The 15,740-nt window shown below is 69.2% G+C and carries 12 protein-coding genes; 5 read left to right on the top strand and 7 right to left on the bottom strand.

What is annotated here, in order from left to right; translation table 11 throughout:
- Positions 1-61: 61 nt before the first annotated feature.
- Both AC1RL8_RS28025 and AC1RL8_RS28020 read left to right on the top strand, forming a co-directional pair.
- Positions 62-874, top strand: a complete 813-nt coding sequence (locus AC1RL8_RS28025; protein ID WP_062473897.1) for an ABC transporter ATP-binding protein — start codon at positions 62-64, stop codon at positions 872-874.
- A gap of 46 nt (positions 875-920) precedes the next feature.
- A complete protein-coding gene (locus tag AC1RL8_RS28020) occupies positions 921-2,168 on the top strand; it encodes a phenylacetate--CoA ligase family protein (RefSeq protein WP_492686912.1) in 1,248 nt (415 codons plus the stop codon).
- Here AC1RL8_RS28020 and AC1RL8_RS28015 read toward each other — a convergent pair.
- Together AC1RL8_RS28015 and AC1RL8_RS28010 are read right to left on the bottom strand one after the other, a co-directional pair.
- Entirely contained in the window at positions 2,159-3,109 is a 951-nt protein-coding gene (locus AC1RL8_RS28015; protein WP_492686911.1) for a hypothetical protein, read from the bottom strand. The genes AC1RL8_RS28020 and AC1RL8_RS28015 overlap by 10 nt on opposite strands.
- A gap of 16 nt (positions 3,110-3,125) precedes the next feature.
- A complete protein-coding gene (locus AC1RL8_RS28010; RefSeq protein WP_139700553.1) occupies positions 3,126-4,310 on the bottom strand; it encodes a M48 family metalloprotease in 1,185 nt (394 codons plus the stop codon).
- 204 nt (positions 4,311-4,514) lie between these two features.
- Here AC1RL8_RS28010 and AC1RL8_RS28005 point away from each other — a divergent pair, with 204 nt between their 5' ends.
- Complete coding sequence (locus AC1RL8_RS28005) at positions 4,515-5,489, top strand: tripartite tricarboxylate transporter substrate-binding protein (RefSeq protein WP_070062994.1); 975 nt, start codon at positions 4,515-4,517, stop codon at positions 5,487-5,489.
- Positions 5,490-5,569: 80 nt separating this feature from the next.
- Here AC1RL8_RS28005 and AC1RL8_RS28000 read toward each other — a convergent pair whose 3' ends face one another.
- Positions 5,570-7,696, bottom strand: a complete 2,127-nt coding sequence (locus AC1RL8_RS28000) for a carboxypeptidase regulatory-like domain-containing protein (protein WP_492686910.1) — start codon at positions 7,694-7,696, stop codon at positions 5,570-5,572.
- 181 nt (positions 7,697-7,877) lie between these two features.
- Here AC1RL8_RS28000 and AC1RL8_RS27995 point away from each other — a divergent pair, with 181 nt between their 5' ends.
- Positions 7,878-8,861, top strand: a complete 984-nt coding sequence (locus AC1RL8_RS27995) for a helix-turn-helix transcriptional regulator (RefSeq protein ID WP_492686909.1) — start codon at positions 7,878-7,880, stop codon at positions 8,859-8,861.
- A 64-nt stretch (positions 8,862-8,925) separates the two neighbouring features.
- On the opposite strand, the gene AC1RL8_RS27990 is transcribed toward AC1RL8_RS27995, so the two are convergent.
- Positions 8,926-11,058, bottom strand: coding sequence for a PQQ-dependent dehydrogenase, methanol/ethanol family (locus tag AC1RL8_RS27990; protein ID WP_062473911.1), 2,133 nt, complete (start codon positions 11,056-11,058; stop codon positions 8,926-8,928).
- A 143-nt stretch (positions 11,059-11,201) separates the two neighbouring features.
- Here AC1RL8_RS27990 and AC1RL8_RS27985 point away from each other — a divergent pair, with 143 nt between their 5' ends.
- Entirely contained in the window at positions 11,202-12,455 is a 1,254-nt protein-coding gene (locus tag AC1RL8_RS27985; RefSeq protein WP_492686908.1) for a helix-turn-helix domain-containing protein, read from the top strand.
- Positions 12,456-12,469: 14 nt separating this feature from the next.
- Here AC1RL8_RS27985 and AC1RL8_RS27980 read toward each other — a convergent pair whose 3' ends face one another.
- The 3 genes from AC1RL8_RS27980 to AC1RL8_RS27970 are packed head-to-tail and all read right to left on the bottom strand — an operon-like array spanning position 12,470 to position 15,621.
- The gene (locus tag AC1RL8_RS27980; RefSeq protein ID WP_492686907.1) at positions 12,470-13,624 is read right to left on the bottom strand and encodes an ROK family transcriptional regulator; all 1,155 of its coding nucleotides are present in this window, start codon (positions 13,622-13,624) and stop codon (positions 12,470-12,472) included.
- 1 nt (position 13,625) lies between these two features.
- Positions 13,626-14,429, bottom strand: coding sequence for an ATP-binding cassette domain-containing protein (locus AC1RL8_RS27975; RefSeq protein ID WP_095747145.1), 804 nt, complete (start codon positions 14,427-14,429; stop codon positions 13,626-13,628).
- A 1-nt stretch (position 14,430) separates the two neighbouring features.
- Positions 14,431-15,621 (bottom strand): sugar ABC transporter permease, encoded by a 1,191-nt coding sequence (locus tag AC1RL8_RS27970; RefSeq protein ID WP_070062989.1) that lies wholly within the window; start codon positions 15,619-15,621, stop codon positions 14,431-14,433.
- Positions 15,622-15,740: the final 119 nt, after the last annotated feature.

Raw genomic sequence — 15,740 nt, 5'->3', positions numbered from 1 at the left:
CAAGAGCCGCCATTCGCAAGGACGGCGATGTGCCGTTCTTGCGAATGCTTCGGACCACACCATGAGCGAACCCAAGATCCTTCTCAACGTCAACGGCATCGAGGTCATCTACAACCACGTGATCCTCGTGCTCAAGGGCGTGTCGCTGACCGTGCCCGAAAGCGGCATCGTGGCGCTGCTCGGCGGCAACGGCGCCGGCAAGACGACCACGCTGCGCGCCGTGAGCAACCTGCTCGCGGGCGAACGCGGCGCCGTGACCAAGGGCACCATCGAGCTGCGCGGCGAGCGCATCGAGGCGCTGTCGCCGGCCGAGCTGGTCAAGCGCGGGCTGATCCAGGTGATGGAAGGCCGCCACTGCTTCGCCCACCTGACCATCGAAGAGAACCTGATGACCGGCGCCTACACGCGCACCGACGGCAAGGCCTCGGTGCAGGAGACGCTGGAGAAGGTCTACGCGTACTTCCCGCGCCTGAAGACACGCCGCACCTCGCAGGCGGCCTACACCTCGGGCGGCGAACAGCAGATGTGCGCCATCGGCCGCGCGCTGATGGCCAACCCGACCATGGTGCTGCTGGACGAGCCCTCGATGGGCCTGGCGCCGCAGATCGTGGAAGAGGTGTTCGAGATCGTGAAAGACCTGAACACCAAGGAAAAAGTGACCTTCCTGCTGGCCGAGCAGAACACCAACATGGCGCTGCGCTACGCCGACTACGGCTACATCCTGGAGAACGGCCGCATCGTGATGGACGGCGAGGCCAAGAGCCTGCGCGAGAACGAGGACGTGAAGGAGTTCTACCTCGGCGTGGGCGGCGCGGACCGCAAGAGCTTCCGTGATGTGAAGAGCTACAAGCGCCGCAAGCGCTGGTTGGCCTGAAGTACCCACCCCAGAGCGACCGAATCGATAGACGAAGGGTACGGACATGAACGACCACTACGACCAACTGGAAATCCGCGACCCTGCCGAACGCGAACGTGACCTGCTGGCCGCGCTGCCCAAGCAGATCGCCCAGGCACAGACTGCAACGTCCGCCTTCACGAAGATCCTCGACGGCGTGAAGCCCGGCGACGTCACCTCGCGCGAAGCGCTCGCGAAGCTGCCCGTCACCCGGAAGTCGGAACTGCTCGAACTGCAGAAGGCACGCCGCGCCGACGACCCCTTCGGCGGCTTTGCGTCGATCGTGCGCGGGCCGCGCATGCCGCGCATCTTCGCGAGCCCCGGCACCATCTACGAACCCGAGGGCGAGGCGCGCGATTACTGGCGCACCGCGCGGGCCTTGCATGCGGCGGGCTTTCGCAGCGGCGAGCTGATCCACAACAGCTTCAGCTACCACATGACGCCGGCCGGCTCCATCATGGAAAGCGGCGCGCATGCCATGGGCTGCACCATCTTCGCGGGCGGCACGGGCCAGACCGAGCAGCAGCTCGAAGCCATCGTCGACCTCAAGCCCGACGGCTACGCGGGCACGCCGAGCTTCCTGAAGATCCTGCTGGAGAAGGCCGAAGAAAAAGGCCAGAAGCTGCCGTGGTTCACCAAGGCGCTCGTGTCCGGCGAGGCCTTTCCGCCCAGCCTGCACGACTGGATCGCCGCGCACGGCGTGCAGGGCATCCAGTGCTACGCGACCGCCGACCTGGGCCTCATCGCGTATGAAACCAGCGCGCGCCAGGGCCTGGTGATCGACGAGGGCGTGCTGGTCGAGATCGTGCGTCCCGGCACCGGCGACCCGGTGCCCGACGGCGAGGTGGGCGAGATCGTCGTCACCACCTTCAACCCCGACTACCCGCTGGTGCGCTTCGGCACCGGCGATCTCTCGGCCGTGCTCGCGGGCACCTGCCCCACGGGCCGCACCAACAAGCGCATCAAGGGCTGGCTCGGCCGCGCCGACCAGACCACCAAGGTGCGCGGCATGTTCGTGCATCCGTCGCAGGTCGCCGAGGTCGTGCGGCGCTTTCCCGAGATCGTGCGCGCACGGCTCGTGGTGTCGGGCGAGATGGGCGACGACCAGATGACCTTCAAGCTCGAATGCGCCGGCGCCCCGGCCGGGCTCGACGCGCGCATTGCCGACGCGGTGCGCGAAGTGACCAAGCTGCGCGGCACCATCGAACTGGTGGCGCCGGGCAGCCTGCCGAACGACGGCAAGGTGATCGAGGACGCGCGCAGCTACAAGTAGGGGCGGTACAGGCGGCGCGTGATGAAGCGCGTGAGCAGCACGGTCAGTGCGAAGTAGAGCGGCACGAGGGCGGCGGCCAGCACGATCAGGCCGCCGAGGCCGGCCATGCTGGTCGACGACGGCACGAGCACCAGCGCCAGCCCCACCAGAAAGATGGCCGCGCAGCTCGCCACCACCAGCACCAGGGCGAGCACCGACGCCGCCACGGCCCGGAAGGGCCGGACGCGTGCGGGAACGGGTCCGGGGCCGAGGCCCAGCCACCCGCCCCAGAACGCCAGCGCAAAGAGCACCAGCGGCGGCGCGATCCAGCCCAGGAAGGGCAGCACGCGATTCAAGGTCCTTTCGACCTCGTTCCACGGGTCCACGGCCATCACGCACCACACCTGGATCGACGCGGACACGGCAGCGATCAACAGCGCCACCGTGGCCCGGCCCGGCGATGCGCCCGGGGGCGCCTCGGCGTCGGCATCGAACGACGACGCGGCCGGTGCCCGGGCGCCCTGCCTCAGCGCGACCCAGGTCGCCAGCCACACACCCAGCACCAGCATCGCCAGTTGCACCAGTCGGCCGCCGGGCATGTAGAGCAGCTCCAGCCCGTAGAGCCACGGGCTCAGCACGAAGTACTCGAGCACCCGCACGATGAGATAGGCGCCGGCAAGGCGCACACGCGGGCCGCGCAGCTGCGCCAGGCGCGCGGCACCGCGAACTTCCAGCGCCTGGCAGGCATGGCTCCAGGCCAATGCCGCCGACAGCACCCAGGCCATCGCGAGGTTGGCCGCCATGCCCAACCACACATCCAGGCCATAGCCGCTGTCCTCCGAGCCGGACCACAGCTGCCGGCCGAAGCGGACCCCCACGATGGCCGCTTCGACCGCCACGGTGATGAGCGCGAAGTCGCGCGGCAGGCGCCACGCGTGTGCGATGGAAGCGGGAGACGTCATCAGGGCCAATGACCGGCTACTTCTTGCAGCTCGCCGGCAACGCCTTGTCCTTCAACCCCTCACCCGCGCTGCAATGCCACGCAATGCCCCGGTCGGTCGACGACGGCTCCATGCGCAGCGTGCCCTTGGTCGTGGCCACTTCCACCACCATGCTGTCGGGGTCGAGCGTGAGGGTCGCGCCGTTGGGCAGGTTCTCCGGCAGGCCGACGGCGGCCAGGGTGTCGGGGATCTCGGCCTTTTCTTCGTAGTGGCGCGTGAGCGCGTTGCGCACCGGCGCGCCCTCGGACCAGGCCTGCGCGACGACGGCGCGGGTCTGGTACTCCTGGTAGGCGGGGATGGCTGCAGCCGCCATGACACCGATGACAGCCACCACGATCAGCACACCCGCCGCGCCGCCGCCGGCCCGGCCGGCATACGGCACGAAGAGCGCGAGCAGGTAGGCCACCGGGTTGCGCTCGGGCAGCTTGGCGCCCGGGTCGATGGCGCGCGCGACGCGCTTGGTGAGCCAGGGGTAGCCGCCGATGAGTTCGTGGAACGAGCCCCAGAAGCCGCGGTTGCCGGCCGACTGGGCGGCGTAGCGCTGCAGGTTCACGTTGCGCCACTGCTGCGCGCCGGCAGCCAGTGCGACCAGCGCGCGCGGCGCGGAGTCGACCTCGCGGCAGCAGGCGGCGCCGTGCAGGTCGCAGGTGTATTCCTTGGCGCGCGCATAGGCCGCGCCCAGGAGCGGCAGCCAGAGCACGGGCGCGCGCCAGATGTGGCCCGTGAGGTGGCCGCGGCGGATGTGGCCCAGCTCGTGGCCCATGTAGAAGTGGATGCCGTCGGGCTGCGCCTCCATGGCGTCGACCACGTCGGACAGCAGCACCACGAAGTTGCGCCCGAAGAAGCGCGTGGCGAAGGCGTTGAACATGCCGTCGCCGTGCAGCAGGTAGGCCTCGGGCGGCTGCGCGATGCCCAGGCGGGTGCAGCAGTCGACGAAGCGCGCGTGCAGCTCGGGCAGCTGCTGGGGCGACAGCTTCACGCCCGTGCCCTTGATCCAGGCGATGACCGCCGACTGCGCGAACACGTAGCCGATGAAGCCCAGCAGCACGTACAGCAGCGCGATGCCCAGCGTGCCGACGACGATCAGCGCCCAGGCCAGCAGGCCCAGAACGAGCGTGAGTTTGCCGAGCCAGCGCTCGCGCGGATAGACCCAGGGATCCATTGGTTTCTTCTCCTCGATGCCGCCCGTCGGGCTGGCCTGTTTGTGGTTGTGGTCACCCCGGCGCGGGTGCGCGGGACGGGCGTGATCATGCCCCAGCATGGGGCGAAAACGGTGACATTCCTAAGGGCTATTCGGTATGGGTCAGCCCCCGGTCAGCCGATAAGATCGCGACCCTTTCCATTTAAAAACTCCGTCGGAGACATCATGAAGAAACTGTTTGCCCTCGCGGCGATTGCCGCGGCCGCCGTCGGCGCACACGCCCAGGATTTCCCCGCAGGCAAGCCCGTGACGCTGGTGGTGCCTTTCTCGGCCGGCGGCCCGACCGACCGCGTGGCCCGCGACCTGGCCGAATCGCTGCAGAAGACGCTGGGCACGACGATCATCGTGGACAACACCGCCGGTGCCGGCAGCTCGATCGGCACCGCCAAGGTGGCGCGCGCCAACCCCGACGGCTACACGCTGCTGCTGAACCACATCGGCATGTCGACGATGCCGGCGCTGTACCGCAAGCTGCCGTTCAACGTCGAGAACGACTTCGAATACCTCGGCATGGTCAATGAAGTGCCGATGACGCTCATCGGCAAGCCCGGCCTGCCCGCCAACAACTACAAGGAACTGACGACCTGGATCAATGCCAACAAGGGCAAGATCAACCTGGGCAACGCCGGCCTGGGCGCCGCCTCGCACCTGTGCGGCCTGCTGTTCCAGAGCGCGCTGAAGATCGAGATGACGCCCGTGCCGTACAAGGGCACCGCGCCGGCCATCGCCGACCTGCTGGGCGGCCAGATCGACCTGCTGTGCGACCAGACCACCAACACCACGTCGCAGATCGAGGCCAAGAAGGTCAAGGCCTACGCCGTGACCACCAGCAAGCGCCTGAGCACGCCCGCGCTGAAAGACCTGCCCACGCTCGACGAGTCGGGCCTGAAGGGCTTCGAAGTGTCGATCTGGCACGGCGTGTACGCCCCCAAGGGCACGCCCGCACCGGTGCTCAAGAAGGTCAACGAAGCCATCAAGGCCGCCATGAAGGACCCGGCCTTCATCAAGCGCCAGGAAGGCCTGGGCGCCGTGATCACCACCGACAAGCGCGTCGAGCCGGCCGAGCACAAGAAGTTCGTCTCGGCTGAAATCGCCAAGTGGGGCCCGATCATCAAGGCGGCTGGCGTCTACGCCGACTGATCCTTTCGATCTCCCATCGAAAAAGCCGCCGACCCGAAAGGGCCGGCGGCTTTTTTCATGCGGTGACAGCAGGAAAAGAATCAGGGAGGCGAGTAGGTCCACGCCTCGAAGTTCTTGCGCACATCGACCTGGCGCGCGGTGCGTGCCGTGAAGATGAAGCTGCTGACCGACGAGCCCTGCGCGTATTGGTAGGCGTTGTTGCCGACGCTCACGCAGTGGTTGTCGCTCGGCGAGTTCACCGGCTGGCAGTAGATGACGGCCTTGCGCGCCGAGGTGCGCACGGTGATCGAGTCGGTGAAGCGGTTGTTGTTCGGGCCACGGCCGGCTACCAGGAAAGTGGTCGGGGCGTAGGCGCCGCTGGGCACGGCCCAGCCGTCCTGGTTGCCCTCGGCGCTGAAGTCGATGTTGTTGGCGCTGGGGTCGGAGGGCACCGGCGCCGGGAACACGATGCCGCGCGGGACACCGTCGATTTCCTGCATCAGCTCGGCGCGCAGGGCGGGCGTCATTTCCACGGTCGGCAGTTGCACGGCCTCGGCGAGGGTCGGCGCGCGCGAGAAGGTGCGCACGTACTGCACCGGGTTGGTCCCGCCGGCCGCCAGGAAGAACTCGAGCTTCCAGACCGCCTGATCGGGAATGGCGCTCAGCTGCGCGTCGTCGAACTGCGGCGCTGCGAAGAGATTGCCGGGCTCGACGCTGCTCGGGTTGCCGCCTTGCGCCGGGTCCACGTAGCGCGCGGCCATGCGCCACAGCGAGGAGTTCAGCGCGCCGTTGGCGGTCCCGTCGGTGGTGAGCACCAGGGTGGTCAGCCCGGCCCGGGGCACGAGGACCAGCTCGCGGCCCGGCAGCGCCGACGAGGTGGCCACCACCTTCGTGAAGATCGAGTCGCCGTTGCCGTCGAGCACGTTGTCCACCGACACGTTGTAGCCCGCGGCGTGGTACTTCAGGTTCGCGTGCTTGAGGAAGTCCTTCAGCTCCTGCTGCGGACGCACGGCGGCGCGGTAGGCGTTGCTGTTGCCGGTGAGCTTGAGCGCGCCATTCACGATCCTGGCGTTGAACACGTCGTTGTCGGTGTTGCCCACGCTGTCGGTCCAGCGGTAGGTGAGCGCGATGTCGCCGCCCGGGTGGAAGTATTCGAAATTGCCGCGGTCGTGCTTCAGGTTCGTCGGGCCGAAGCGGAACAGGCTTTCGAAAGGCCGGCGCGGGCCGCTCGACGCGCGCCCGATGTGCAGGCCGGCCGCGACGAAGCTGGCCGGGTCGTCGCCCACGAACAGCGTGCGGCAGGCCGGCGCGACCACGTCGGCGGCCTCGCCGAAGGCGTTGCCGTCGGAGCCGATGGTGCTGTCCACGCGCTCGTTCAGCGGCAGCGCGTAGCAGGCGTTGAGGCGGTCCAGCAGGTCCTTGACCATCGCCGGCGTGGGCGGCTGCACGAGGGCCGCGGCATCGACCGCGGGCAGCGGCGCGATGCTGCTCTCGCCGGTGCGAAAGACGATGGACACCGGCGCGCTCTCTTCGCTCGCGGGCTGCGCCTTGACGGTGATCTCGATGTTGGCGGCCGTGCCGTCGGGGCGCACCGAGACGTTCAGCGTGTCGAGCACGCGGTCCTGTCCCGTGCCGTTGGCCTGGAAGGTGCCGCTCATCGGGTCGATGCTGGTGTTGAGCGCGTCCAGCAGCGGCTTCAGCGCGGCCACGAGCTTCGCCACCTGGTCGCTGATGGCGCCCGGCGTGACGGCGCCGGCGTCGGCCTGCACCGCGGCGGCGAGCTTCGACGGATCGCCGTTGGGCGACAGCTGCGCCACCACCACGGTGGTCAGCGGCGTGACGTTGGTGGTGCCGGTGGCGGTGCTGGCGGTGGTGCTGTAGAGCGTGAGGTCGTCGCGCACGGCCTGGATCACCAACGGCGCCTTGGTGCCCGCGGGCAGCACGCAGCTGTAGGTGCCTTCGGCCGGCACGGTCACTTCGCAGACCTTGGCGCCGGTCTGGTCGAACACGGTGAGCGCGGCGCCGGCAAAGGCCGCGCCGGTGGCCACGGTGCCGCTCAGCGTGCCGGGCGACTCGGCGGCGGGCGGCGTGCCGCCGTTGCCGCCCGTACCGACGGGGAATGCGAAACCACCGCCGCCTCCGCCACCCCCACCGCCGCCGCAGGCGCCGAGGATCAACAGGGTGGCAAGGGACAGGGCGTGGGGGATTCTGGAGGTGGGGTGGGGCATCGTGGGTCTCTCGAAAAGGGAAAGGGCCTGGTCAGCAACCGAGGGCGCTGCAAACAATAGCTTTCGCTTTTGGAAATCAAATGATGCAAATGCACCATTCTTGAAACCGCGCGGCCGAGCCCCGCGCGCGTCACCGGAACATGGGATGGGCATGCGGCGGCGGGGCTGGAAGACTCCCCGCATGACCTTCACGGCCGGTGTCCCGCGCGACTTCAGCGACCTCCTGTTGCGGCTGTACCGCCTCTCGCACGAGTTGCCCATCGACGCCTTCCAGGACGCCGCGCTCGACCTCCTCAAGCCCGTGCTGCTCTTCGACTCGTCGATGTGGGGCACCGCCACCCGCACCGACCACGGCATCGACATCCACACGATCCACCTGCACAACCAGCCGCTCGAGATGGTCACGGCCTACGAGCAGGTCAAGCACATGGACACGGCCGCCGGCGAGGTGGCCAAGCAGTCGAACGCCACGCTCGCCTTCAATGCGCAGGCGTGGTTCTGCCGTGACGACCAGGCCGAGCTGCGCGACTACGGCCGCCGCTTCGAGCAGGCCAACTTCTTCATCACCTCGGATTCGAACCCGCAGACGAGCTTCGTCCACTGGCTCAGCCTGTTCCGCGCCGACCCGGAAGCCCACGGCACGGAGGAAGAGCGGCAACTGCTCGCCAGCCTCGCGCCGCACGTGATGCAGGCGCTGGCGCTGAACCGCGTGATGCACCTGGACCGCCTCGAAGCGGGCAGCGCGTCGCCCGGCGGCTCGGCCATCGGCGACCTGCGCGGCGTGCTGTACCACGCCGACCGGCTGTTCGAGGCCACGCTGAAGGCCGAGTGGCCGGCCTGGCACGGCCGCACGCTGCCCGATGCGCTGCTGCAGCACTTCCTGCAGGGCCACGCGCGCTTCAACGGGCGCGAGATCGTGGTCACGCACCGCGTCGAGCAGCGCCTGCTGTTCCTCAAGTGCCGCCATCGCTGCCGCGCCGACAGCCTCACGCCGCGCGAGCACACCATCGCCGAACTGCTGGCGCGCGGCGACACCCACAAGGAAGTGGCCGCCATCCTGAACCGCTCGCCGGCCACGGTGCGCAACCACATCCAGTCGATCTACGACAAGCTGCAGGTGGGCAACGTGGCAGGGCTGATCCACGAGCTGCGGCTGGCGGGCTGACCAGCGCCCTGCCCCAAAAGAAAAGGCGCCGATGGCGCCTTTTCTGTTTGAGTCCGCGATACCTCTACTTCGGCCGGATCGCGTCCGCCGTGCCCTGGATGAAGGCCTTGATGCTCTCGATGTCGTCGCCCGAGAGCTTGCCCGTGAAGTCGGGCATGCCGCGCGACATGGCCGGGCCCTTGAGCACGAACTTGTCGAGGTTCTCGATGTAGGCCGGGTCGAGGTAGCCCAGGTTCGGGATGTTGCCGCCGCGGTCCACGCCCGGCACGCCGTGGCAGAACACGCAGTTGCTCACGTACAGCATGGTGCCGGCCTGGACCTTGGCGGGGTCGTACTTCACGCCCTGCACCAGCTTGGCCATGCGGTACTCGACGAACGCGGGCATCTTGGCCGTGCCGCCGACCGCGAAGGTGTAGACCGTGCCCGGGCCCTGGCGCTCGGTGGCACGCTGCGCCAGGCCGTACACGCCGCCCCAGCCCACGGCCACCGACACGTACTGCTTGCCGTCCACCATGTAGGTCGCGGGCGCCGCCACCACGCCGGTGCCGGTGGGCGTTTCCCACAGCTTCTCGCCGGTCTTGGCGTGGTAGGCCACCAGGCGCCCGTCGGCCGTGCCCTGGAACACCAGGTCGCCGGCAGTGGTCAGCGTGCCGCCGTTCCACGGCGAGGCGTAGTCCACGCCCCAGGCTTCCTTCTGCTTGATGGGGTCCCAGGCCACGAGGCGGCCGAAGGGCTTGCTGGTGGGCGGCTCGACGTTGGCGAACTTGCCCAGGTTCCAGCCCAGCGCCGCGTGCGGCCGGCCAGGGGCGTTCTCGTCGAACTTCCAGGCCTTGTCGTCCATCAGGTTGATCGGCACGTGCTGGGCGGGCAGGTAGGCCAGGCCGGTCTGCGGGTTGTAGGACATCGGGTGCCAGTTGTGCGCGCCGAACGGGCCCGGGATGCTGTCGCCCGGCTTCTCGTTCTGCCGCGCGGCGGGGACCTCGATGGGCCGGCCGTTCTTGTCGTAGCCCGTGGCCCAGTTGACCGCGACGAAGTTCTTCGCCGAGATGAACTTGCCGTTGGTGCGGTCGATGACGAAGAAGAAGCCGTTCTTGGGCGCATGCAGCAGCACCTTGCGCGCCTTGCCGTTCAGCTTGACGTCGGCCAGGATCATCGACTGCGTGGAGGTGTAGTCCCAGTTGTCGCCGGGCGTCTCCTGGTAGTGCCACTTGTACTTGCCGGTGTCGGGGTCGAGCGCGACCACCGAGCCCAGGTACAGGTTGTCGCCGCCCTTGGGGCTGCGCGCCTTGGCCGCCCAGGGCGAGCCGTTGCCGGTGCCCACGTACATCAGGTTGAGCTCGGGGTCGAAGGCGAAGCTGTCCCAGGCGGTGCCGCCGCCGCCGGCTTCCCAGTACTTGCCGCTCGGGTCCCAGGTCTTGGCGGCGCGCGCCATCGACTCGTCCTCGAAGGGCTTGCTCGGGTCGCCGGGCACCACGAACCAGCGCCACTTCTGGTCGCCGGTCTTCGCGTCGTAGGCGGTGACGTAGCCGCGCACGCCGTACTCGGCGCCGCCGTTGCCGATGATGACCTTGCCCTTGAACACGCGCGGCGCGCCGGTGATGGTGTAGCTGCCCTTCTGGCCCTCGATGGTGTTCTTCTCCCACACCTTCTGGCCGGTGGCGGCGTCGAGCGCGATCAGGCGGCCGTCGTAGGCGGCCACGTAGACGCGGCCTTCGTACAGCGCCACGCCGCGGTTGACCACGTCGCAGCAGCCCCTGAAGCCTTTCGTGCGGTCGACCTGCGGATCGAAGGTCCAGATCTTCTGCCCGGTGCGCGTGTCGATCGCATGCACGATGCTCCACGAGGCCGTGACGTACATGATGCCGTCGACCACCAGCGGCGTGGCTTCCACGCCGCGCGTCGATTCGAGGTTGTACGACCAGACCAGCCCGAGCTGCTTCACGTTGCCGGTGTTGACCTGGTCGAGTTTGCTGAAGCGCGACTCGGCGTAGTCGAGCCCGTAGCTAGGCCAGTCGGGCGTCTTCTTCGCCGCGTTGGCGCGCACGAAGTTGCCGTCGACGCGCTTGGCGGCCGCGCCGGCGCGGTCCTGCGGGCTGGCGGCCGTCTGGGCCAGCGCCGGGGCCGCCAGGCCCAGGCACAGCAAGGCGCCCGCAAGCAGGCGCCGCCCGGAAAGAGGCTGTGTCGTTGTCGTCTTCATCGGGGTCTGTCTCCTTCTTCGTTCTGCCCCAAGGATCGTTCGCACGGCATCGGCCTTCACCCCCGGGATTTCCCCAATCAAGCCTTGTTCCATTGCGGAACACATTCGAGAGGGTCCCTGAACCCGGAAGAGGCGGCGAACCCATGGCGCTCGACAGGCTCGGCACGGCGGATGCGCCGCGCCAACTCTTTGCCAGCACGCCGGCGCAGCGCGTGGCGCTGGCGCGGCAGCAGTTTTTCGAAGAAGGCGTGCGCCCCTCGGGGCTGGTCGGCGAGGCGGTCATCCAGTCGTGGATGCGCTGCAGCCGCACCCACACCGACCGGCAGCGCGTGGTGGCCTTCGACGCCGTCACGCCCAGCCGGCTGCACACCACGCTGGCGCGCAACCGCGAGCTGCTGGACGTGGCGCGGCACGAGCTCGTGCAGATGGAACACATGCTCGCGGGCACCGACTGCCGCGTGATCCTGACCGACCGCGACGGCGTGGTGGTGCACGTCACGAGCCAGCCCGCCGGCACGCACCAGCCCGTGCTGCGCCAGACCGCGCGCCTGGGCGTGAACATCTCCGAGCGCGTCGTGGGCACCACGGCGCCGGGCATCGTGGCCAGCACCGGGCAGGCCTGCACCGTGGACGGCGCCGAGCACTACTACGACGTGCTGTGCCACATGCAATGCGCCGCGGCGCCGATCCGCGACGTGAGCGGCCGGCTCGCGGGCGTTCTCGACCTCACGGTGGAGGCGCGGCGCTTCGGCTTCGACGCGGCCTCGATGGTCGCGCTGCACGCCACCATCATCGAGAACCGGCTGCTGCAGGCGCAGTCGCGCGACCACCTCATCCTGCGCTTCCAGGCCAGCCCCACGCTGCTGGGCACGCCGCTCGAGGCGCTCGCGGGCATCGCGCCCGACGGCACCATCGCGTGGCTCAACAACGCCGGCGCGCGGCTGCTGGGGCGGCTGCCCGAAGCACCCGACGACCGCGACGTCGAATGCCTGCTGGGCCACGACCTCGCGAGCCTGCTGCGGCTGGGCCGGCGCGAGGCCGCGCAGCCGCTGCGGCTGGCCAGCGGGCTCGGCGTGTGGATGCAGGCGCAGCTCAAGGGCGCGGACGGCGCGGACTTCCGGCATGCGGTGGCGATGCCTGACATGGCGAGCGCACAGGGCGATGCGCCCGTGGCGATCGACGTGCAGGCGCAGCCGCCCGTGGCGCTTGCTCCCACTAGCGAGACGCCACCCACCGAAACCCTGCGCGAGCACAGCCGCAAGCTGATCGAGGACACGCTCGCGGCGCACGGCGGCAACGTGTCGCAGGCGGCGCGGCAGCTGCGCGTGTCGCGCGGCACGCTGTACCGGCGGCTGCGCGGCTGGCGCGACGACGACAGCGGCGCAGCAGCGGACTGACGGACAGCGCAGGTTCAGGCGCCGGCGCGCGCCAGTGCACGCGCGCGGCGCGCCTTCGCATCGGGCTGCAGCGGCCGCAGGTAATCGTGCAGCGCCAGCGCCGCCGCGCCCACCGCGGGCGCAAGTTCTTCATAGCGCGCCGTGCGCAGTTCCGGCGCAGGCATGCCCGCACGCTCCGCATGGCCCTTCACGCCTTCGAACGCGGCCTGCGCGAACTCCGGATGCTCGGCGCAGACCTTGCCCCCGAGCACGATCGCGCGCGGGTTGAAGGTGACCCACAGGTTCTGCAGCAGCACGCCGAAGAACGCGGCGGCGCGCGCCATGTCCGCGCCCTCGCGCGCCAGCACGCGCGAACCGAAGAAGGCCTCGGCGCAGCCGCGCCGGCCGCACGAGCACAGCGGCCCGTCCAGCTGCAGGATGGTGTGGCCGATCTCGCCGGCCATGCCTTGCGCGCCGGTGAAGAGACGGTCGTTCAGCACCACGCCCGCGCCCACGCCGACGTCGCTGTTGACGAAGATCAGCGGGTCTTCGCCCTCGCCCGCGGCGAACTCGTACTCGCCGAGTGCGGCGGCGTCGGCGTCGTTCTGCAGTTGCACGGTGACGCCCGGCAGGCCCGCTGCGGCCAGCGCCTTTTCGAGCGCGGGCAGCAGGCTCACGTTGCGCCAGCCGAGGTTCGGCGCGAAGCGCACGACGCCCGTGCAGTCGTCCACCGCGCCGGGCACGCACACGCCGATGCTCGACAGGCGCAGGCCGCGCTGGTCGAGCTGCGCGTGCGCCGCCGCCGCCATGCGCGCGAGCTGCGCGCACACACGGGCGGGCTCACCGTCGTCCAGCGGCTCGGCCTGCGCGTGCAGCACCTCGCCCTGCAGCGAGACGCACACCAGGCGCAGCGTTTCGACGGCGATCTCCACGCCCATCAGCGCGCGCACGCCGACGTTGATGCGCAGCGGCGTGGACGGCCGCCCGAGTCCGTCGGCCACGGCGGCGCCCGATTCGCTGAGCCAGCCTTCGTCGAGCAGCTCGCGCACCAGCAGGCTCACGGTCGACTTGGTGAGCCCGCTTTCGCTCGCGAGGCGCGCACGCGACAAGCCCGGCTGCGCGCGCAGCAACCGCAGCAGCACGCTGCGGTTCAGGCGCTTGAGCAGCTGCTGGTCGCCGATGGTCTTCATGTCATGCCGCGGCGGTGGCCGCGGTTGCTGCGTGGTGCGCCTGCTCGCGCCCCTCGGGCCGCTTGCCGGCAATGATCATCCCGAGCACTTCGTCTTCGGTGACGTCGGCCGTGCGGTAGGTGCCCACGAGCTTGCCGTTCTTCATCACCGCGAGCCGATCGCTCAGCGAGAACACGTCGGGCATGTCATGCGTGATCAGGAAGATGCCGACGCCGTCGTCCTTCAGCTGCTTGACCAGGCGCCCGACCATCGCCGTCTCTTCGGGGCCGAGCGCGGCGCAGGGCTCGTCCATGATGAGGATGCGCGCGTTGAAGTACAGCGCGCGCGAGATCGCCACCACCTGCCGCTGCCCGCCCGACAGGCGCCGCACCGGGATGCGGATGTTGGTGAAGTTCTTGTTCAGCCGCTGGAACACCTTGCGCGCCTGCACTTCCATGAAGTGGTCGTCGAGCGTGTTCCACGCCGTCATCTTCTCGCGGCCCAGAAAAAGGTTCGCCACCGAGTCGAGGTTGTCGGCCAGCGCGAGCGTCTGGTAGATGGTCTCGATGCCCTGCGCCTGCGCCTCGGCGGGCGTGCGGATGTGGACCTTTTCGCCCGCGATGAGCGTGTCGCCCGAATCGATCGGGTAGGCGCCCGCGAGCATTTTCATCAACGTGGACTTGCCCGCGCCGTTGTGGCCCAGGAGCGCGACCACTTCGCCGGGGTAGAGGTTGATGCTCACGCCGTCCACGGCCTTCACGCCGCCGAAGGCCTTGCGGATCTCGCGCAGCTCGACGAGTGGTTTGGTCTTGTCGATGTCGGCCATGTCAGTTCTCCCCGAACTTGCGGCGGTACAGCACGTCGAAGACGACGGCCACGATCAGCACCTGGCCGATGATCACCATGCGCTTGCCGATCGGCACGTCGAGCAGCAGCATGCCGCTGTCCAGCGACTGCATGATCAGCGCGCCCAGCACCGAGCCGAAGATCGAGCCGCTGCCGCCCGCCAACGCCGTGCCGCCGATGACAGCCGCCGCGATCACGTACAGCTCCATGCCCGTGCCCAGCGAGTTGGTGCCCGCGTTGAGCCGCGCGATCGACACGATGGCCGCCACCGTCACCAGCACCGCCAGCAGCGCGAACAGCATCAGCGTGACGCGCTGCACCGGAATGCCCACCAGCGCCGCCGCGTCGGGGTTGCCGCCCATCGCGAACACATAGCGGCCGAAGCGCGTGCGATGCACGATGAACGACAGCACGATCGCCACCGCCGCCCAGATCAGCACCGGAATCGGAATGCCCTGCGGCTCGCTCTTGGACGAGATCTGGTAGCTGTTCATCACCCAGGCGAAGCCGACCACCACCGCCACCGGCACGGCCGTGAGCAGCACGTCGAGCCACAGCGCCTCGGTCGGCATGTCGTAGCGCTGGCGCGCGCGGCGCTTTTGCACCATGCGCCCGAACAGCACCAGCGCCACCAGCCCCGCGAGCACCCAGCTGGCCGTGACGCCGATGCCGCCGTCGTAGCCGCCGCCCAGGCGCTGGAAGAACTCGTCGTTCACCGGCTGCGTCTTGCCGTCGGCCACCAGGAAGGCCGCGCCGCGAAACGACATCAACCCGCCCAGCGTGACCACGAACGACGGCACGCCCAGCACCGCCGTGAGCCAGCCCTGGTAGATCGACACCAGCAGCGCCACCGCGAGCCCCGCCAGGCAGGCCGTCGGCCACGACCAGCCCGAGGTGTACTGCAGGTAGGCAATGAGCACGCCGACGAAGCCCATCACCGAGCCCACCGACAGGTCGATGTGGCGCGCCACGATGATCAGCACCATCACCGTGGAGACGATGCCGACCACCGCCGTCTGCTGCGCGACGTTGTAGAGGTTCTCGGGCGAGAGGAACACGCCGCCCGACATGACGCTGAACGCCACCGCCATCACGGCCAGCAGCACGCACATCAGGAGCAGGCGCAGGTCGATGCCGGTGCGGCGCCACCAGCCGGGTGTTGGATCGCTCATTTTTTTCAAGCCCCCTCAGGACGGACTACAGGTGCGCAACCGTCCCGCCGGCAGGCCCTTGCGGGTCGGCCGGAAGCCATGTTGCGAAGAGATGGAGCGGCGCGTTCAGCCGTTCGGAA

It is taken from the genome of Variovorax sp. GW822-FHT04E09, from assembly GCF_058800845.1.
The sequence above is the reverse complement of the archived record's forward strand: the minus strand, read 5'-3'. Positions and strand labels throughout refer to the sequence as shown.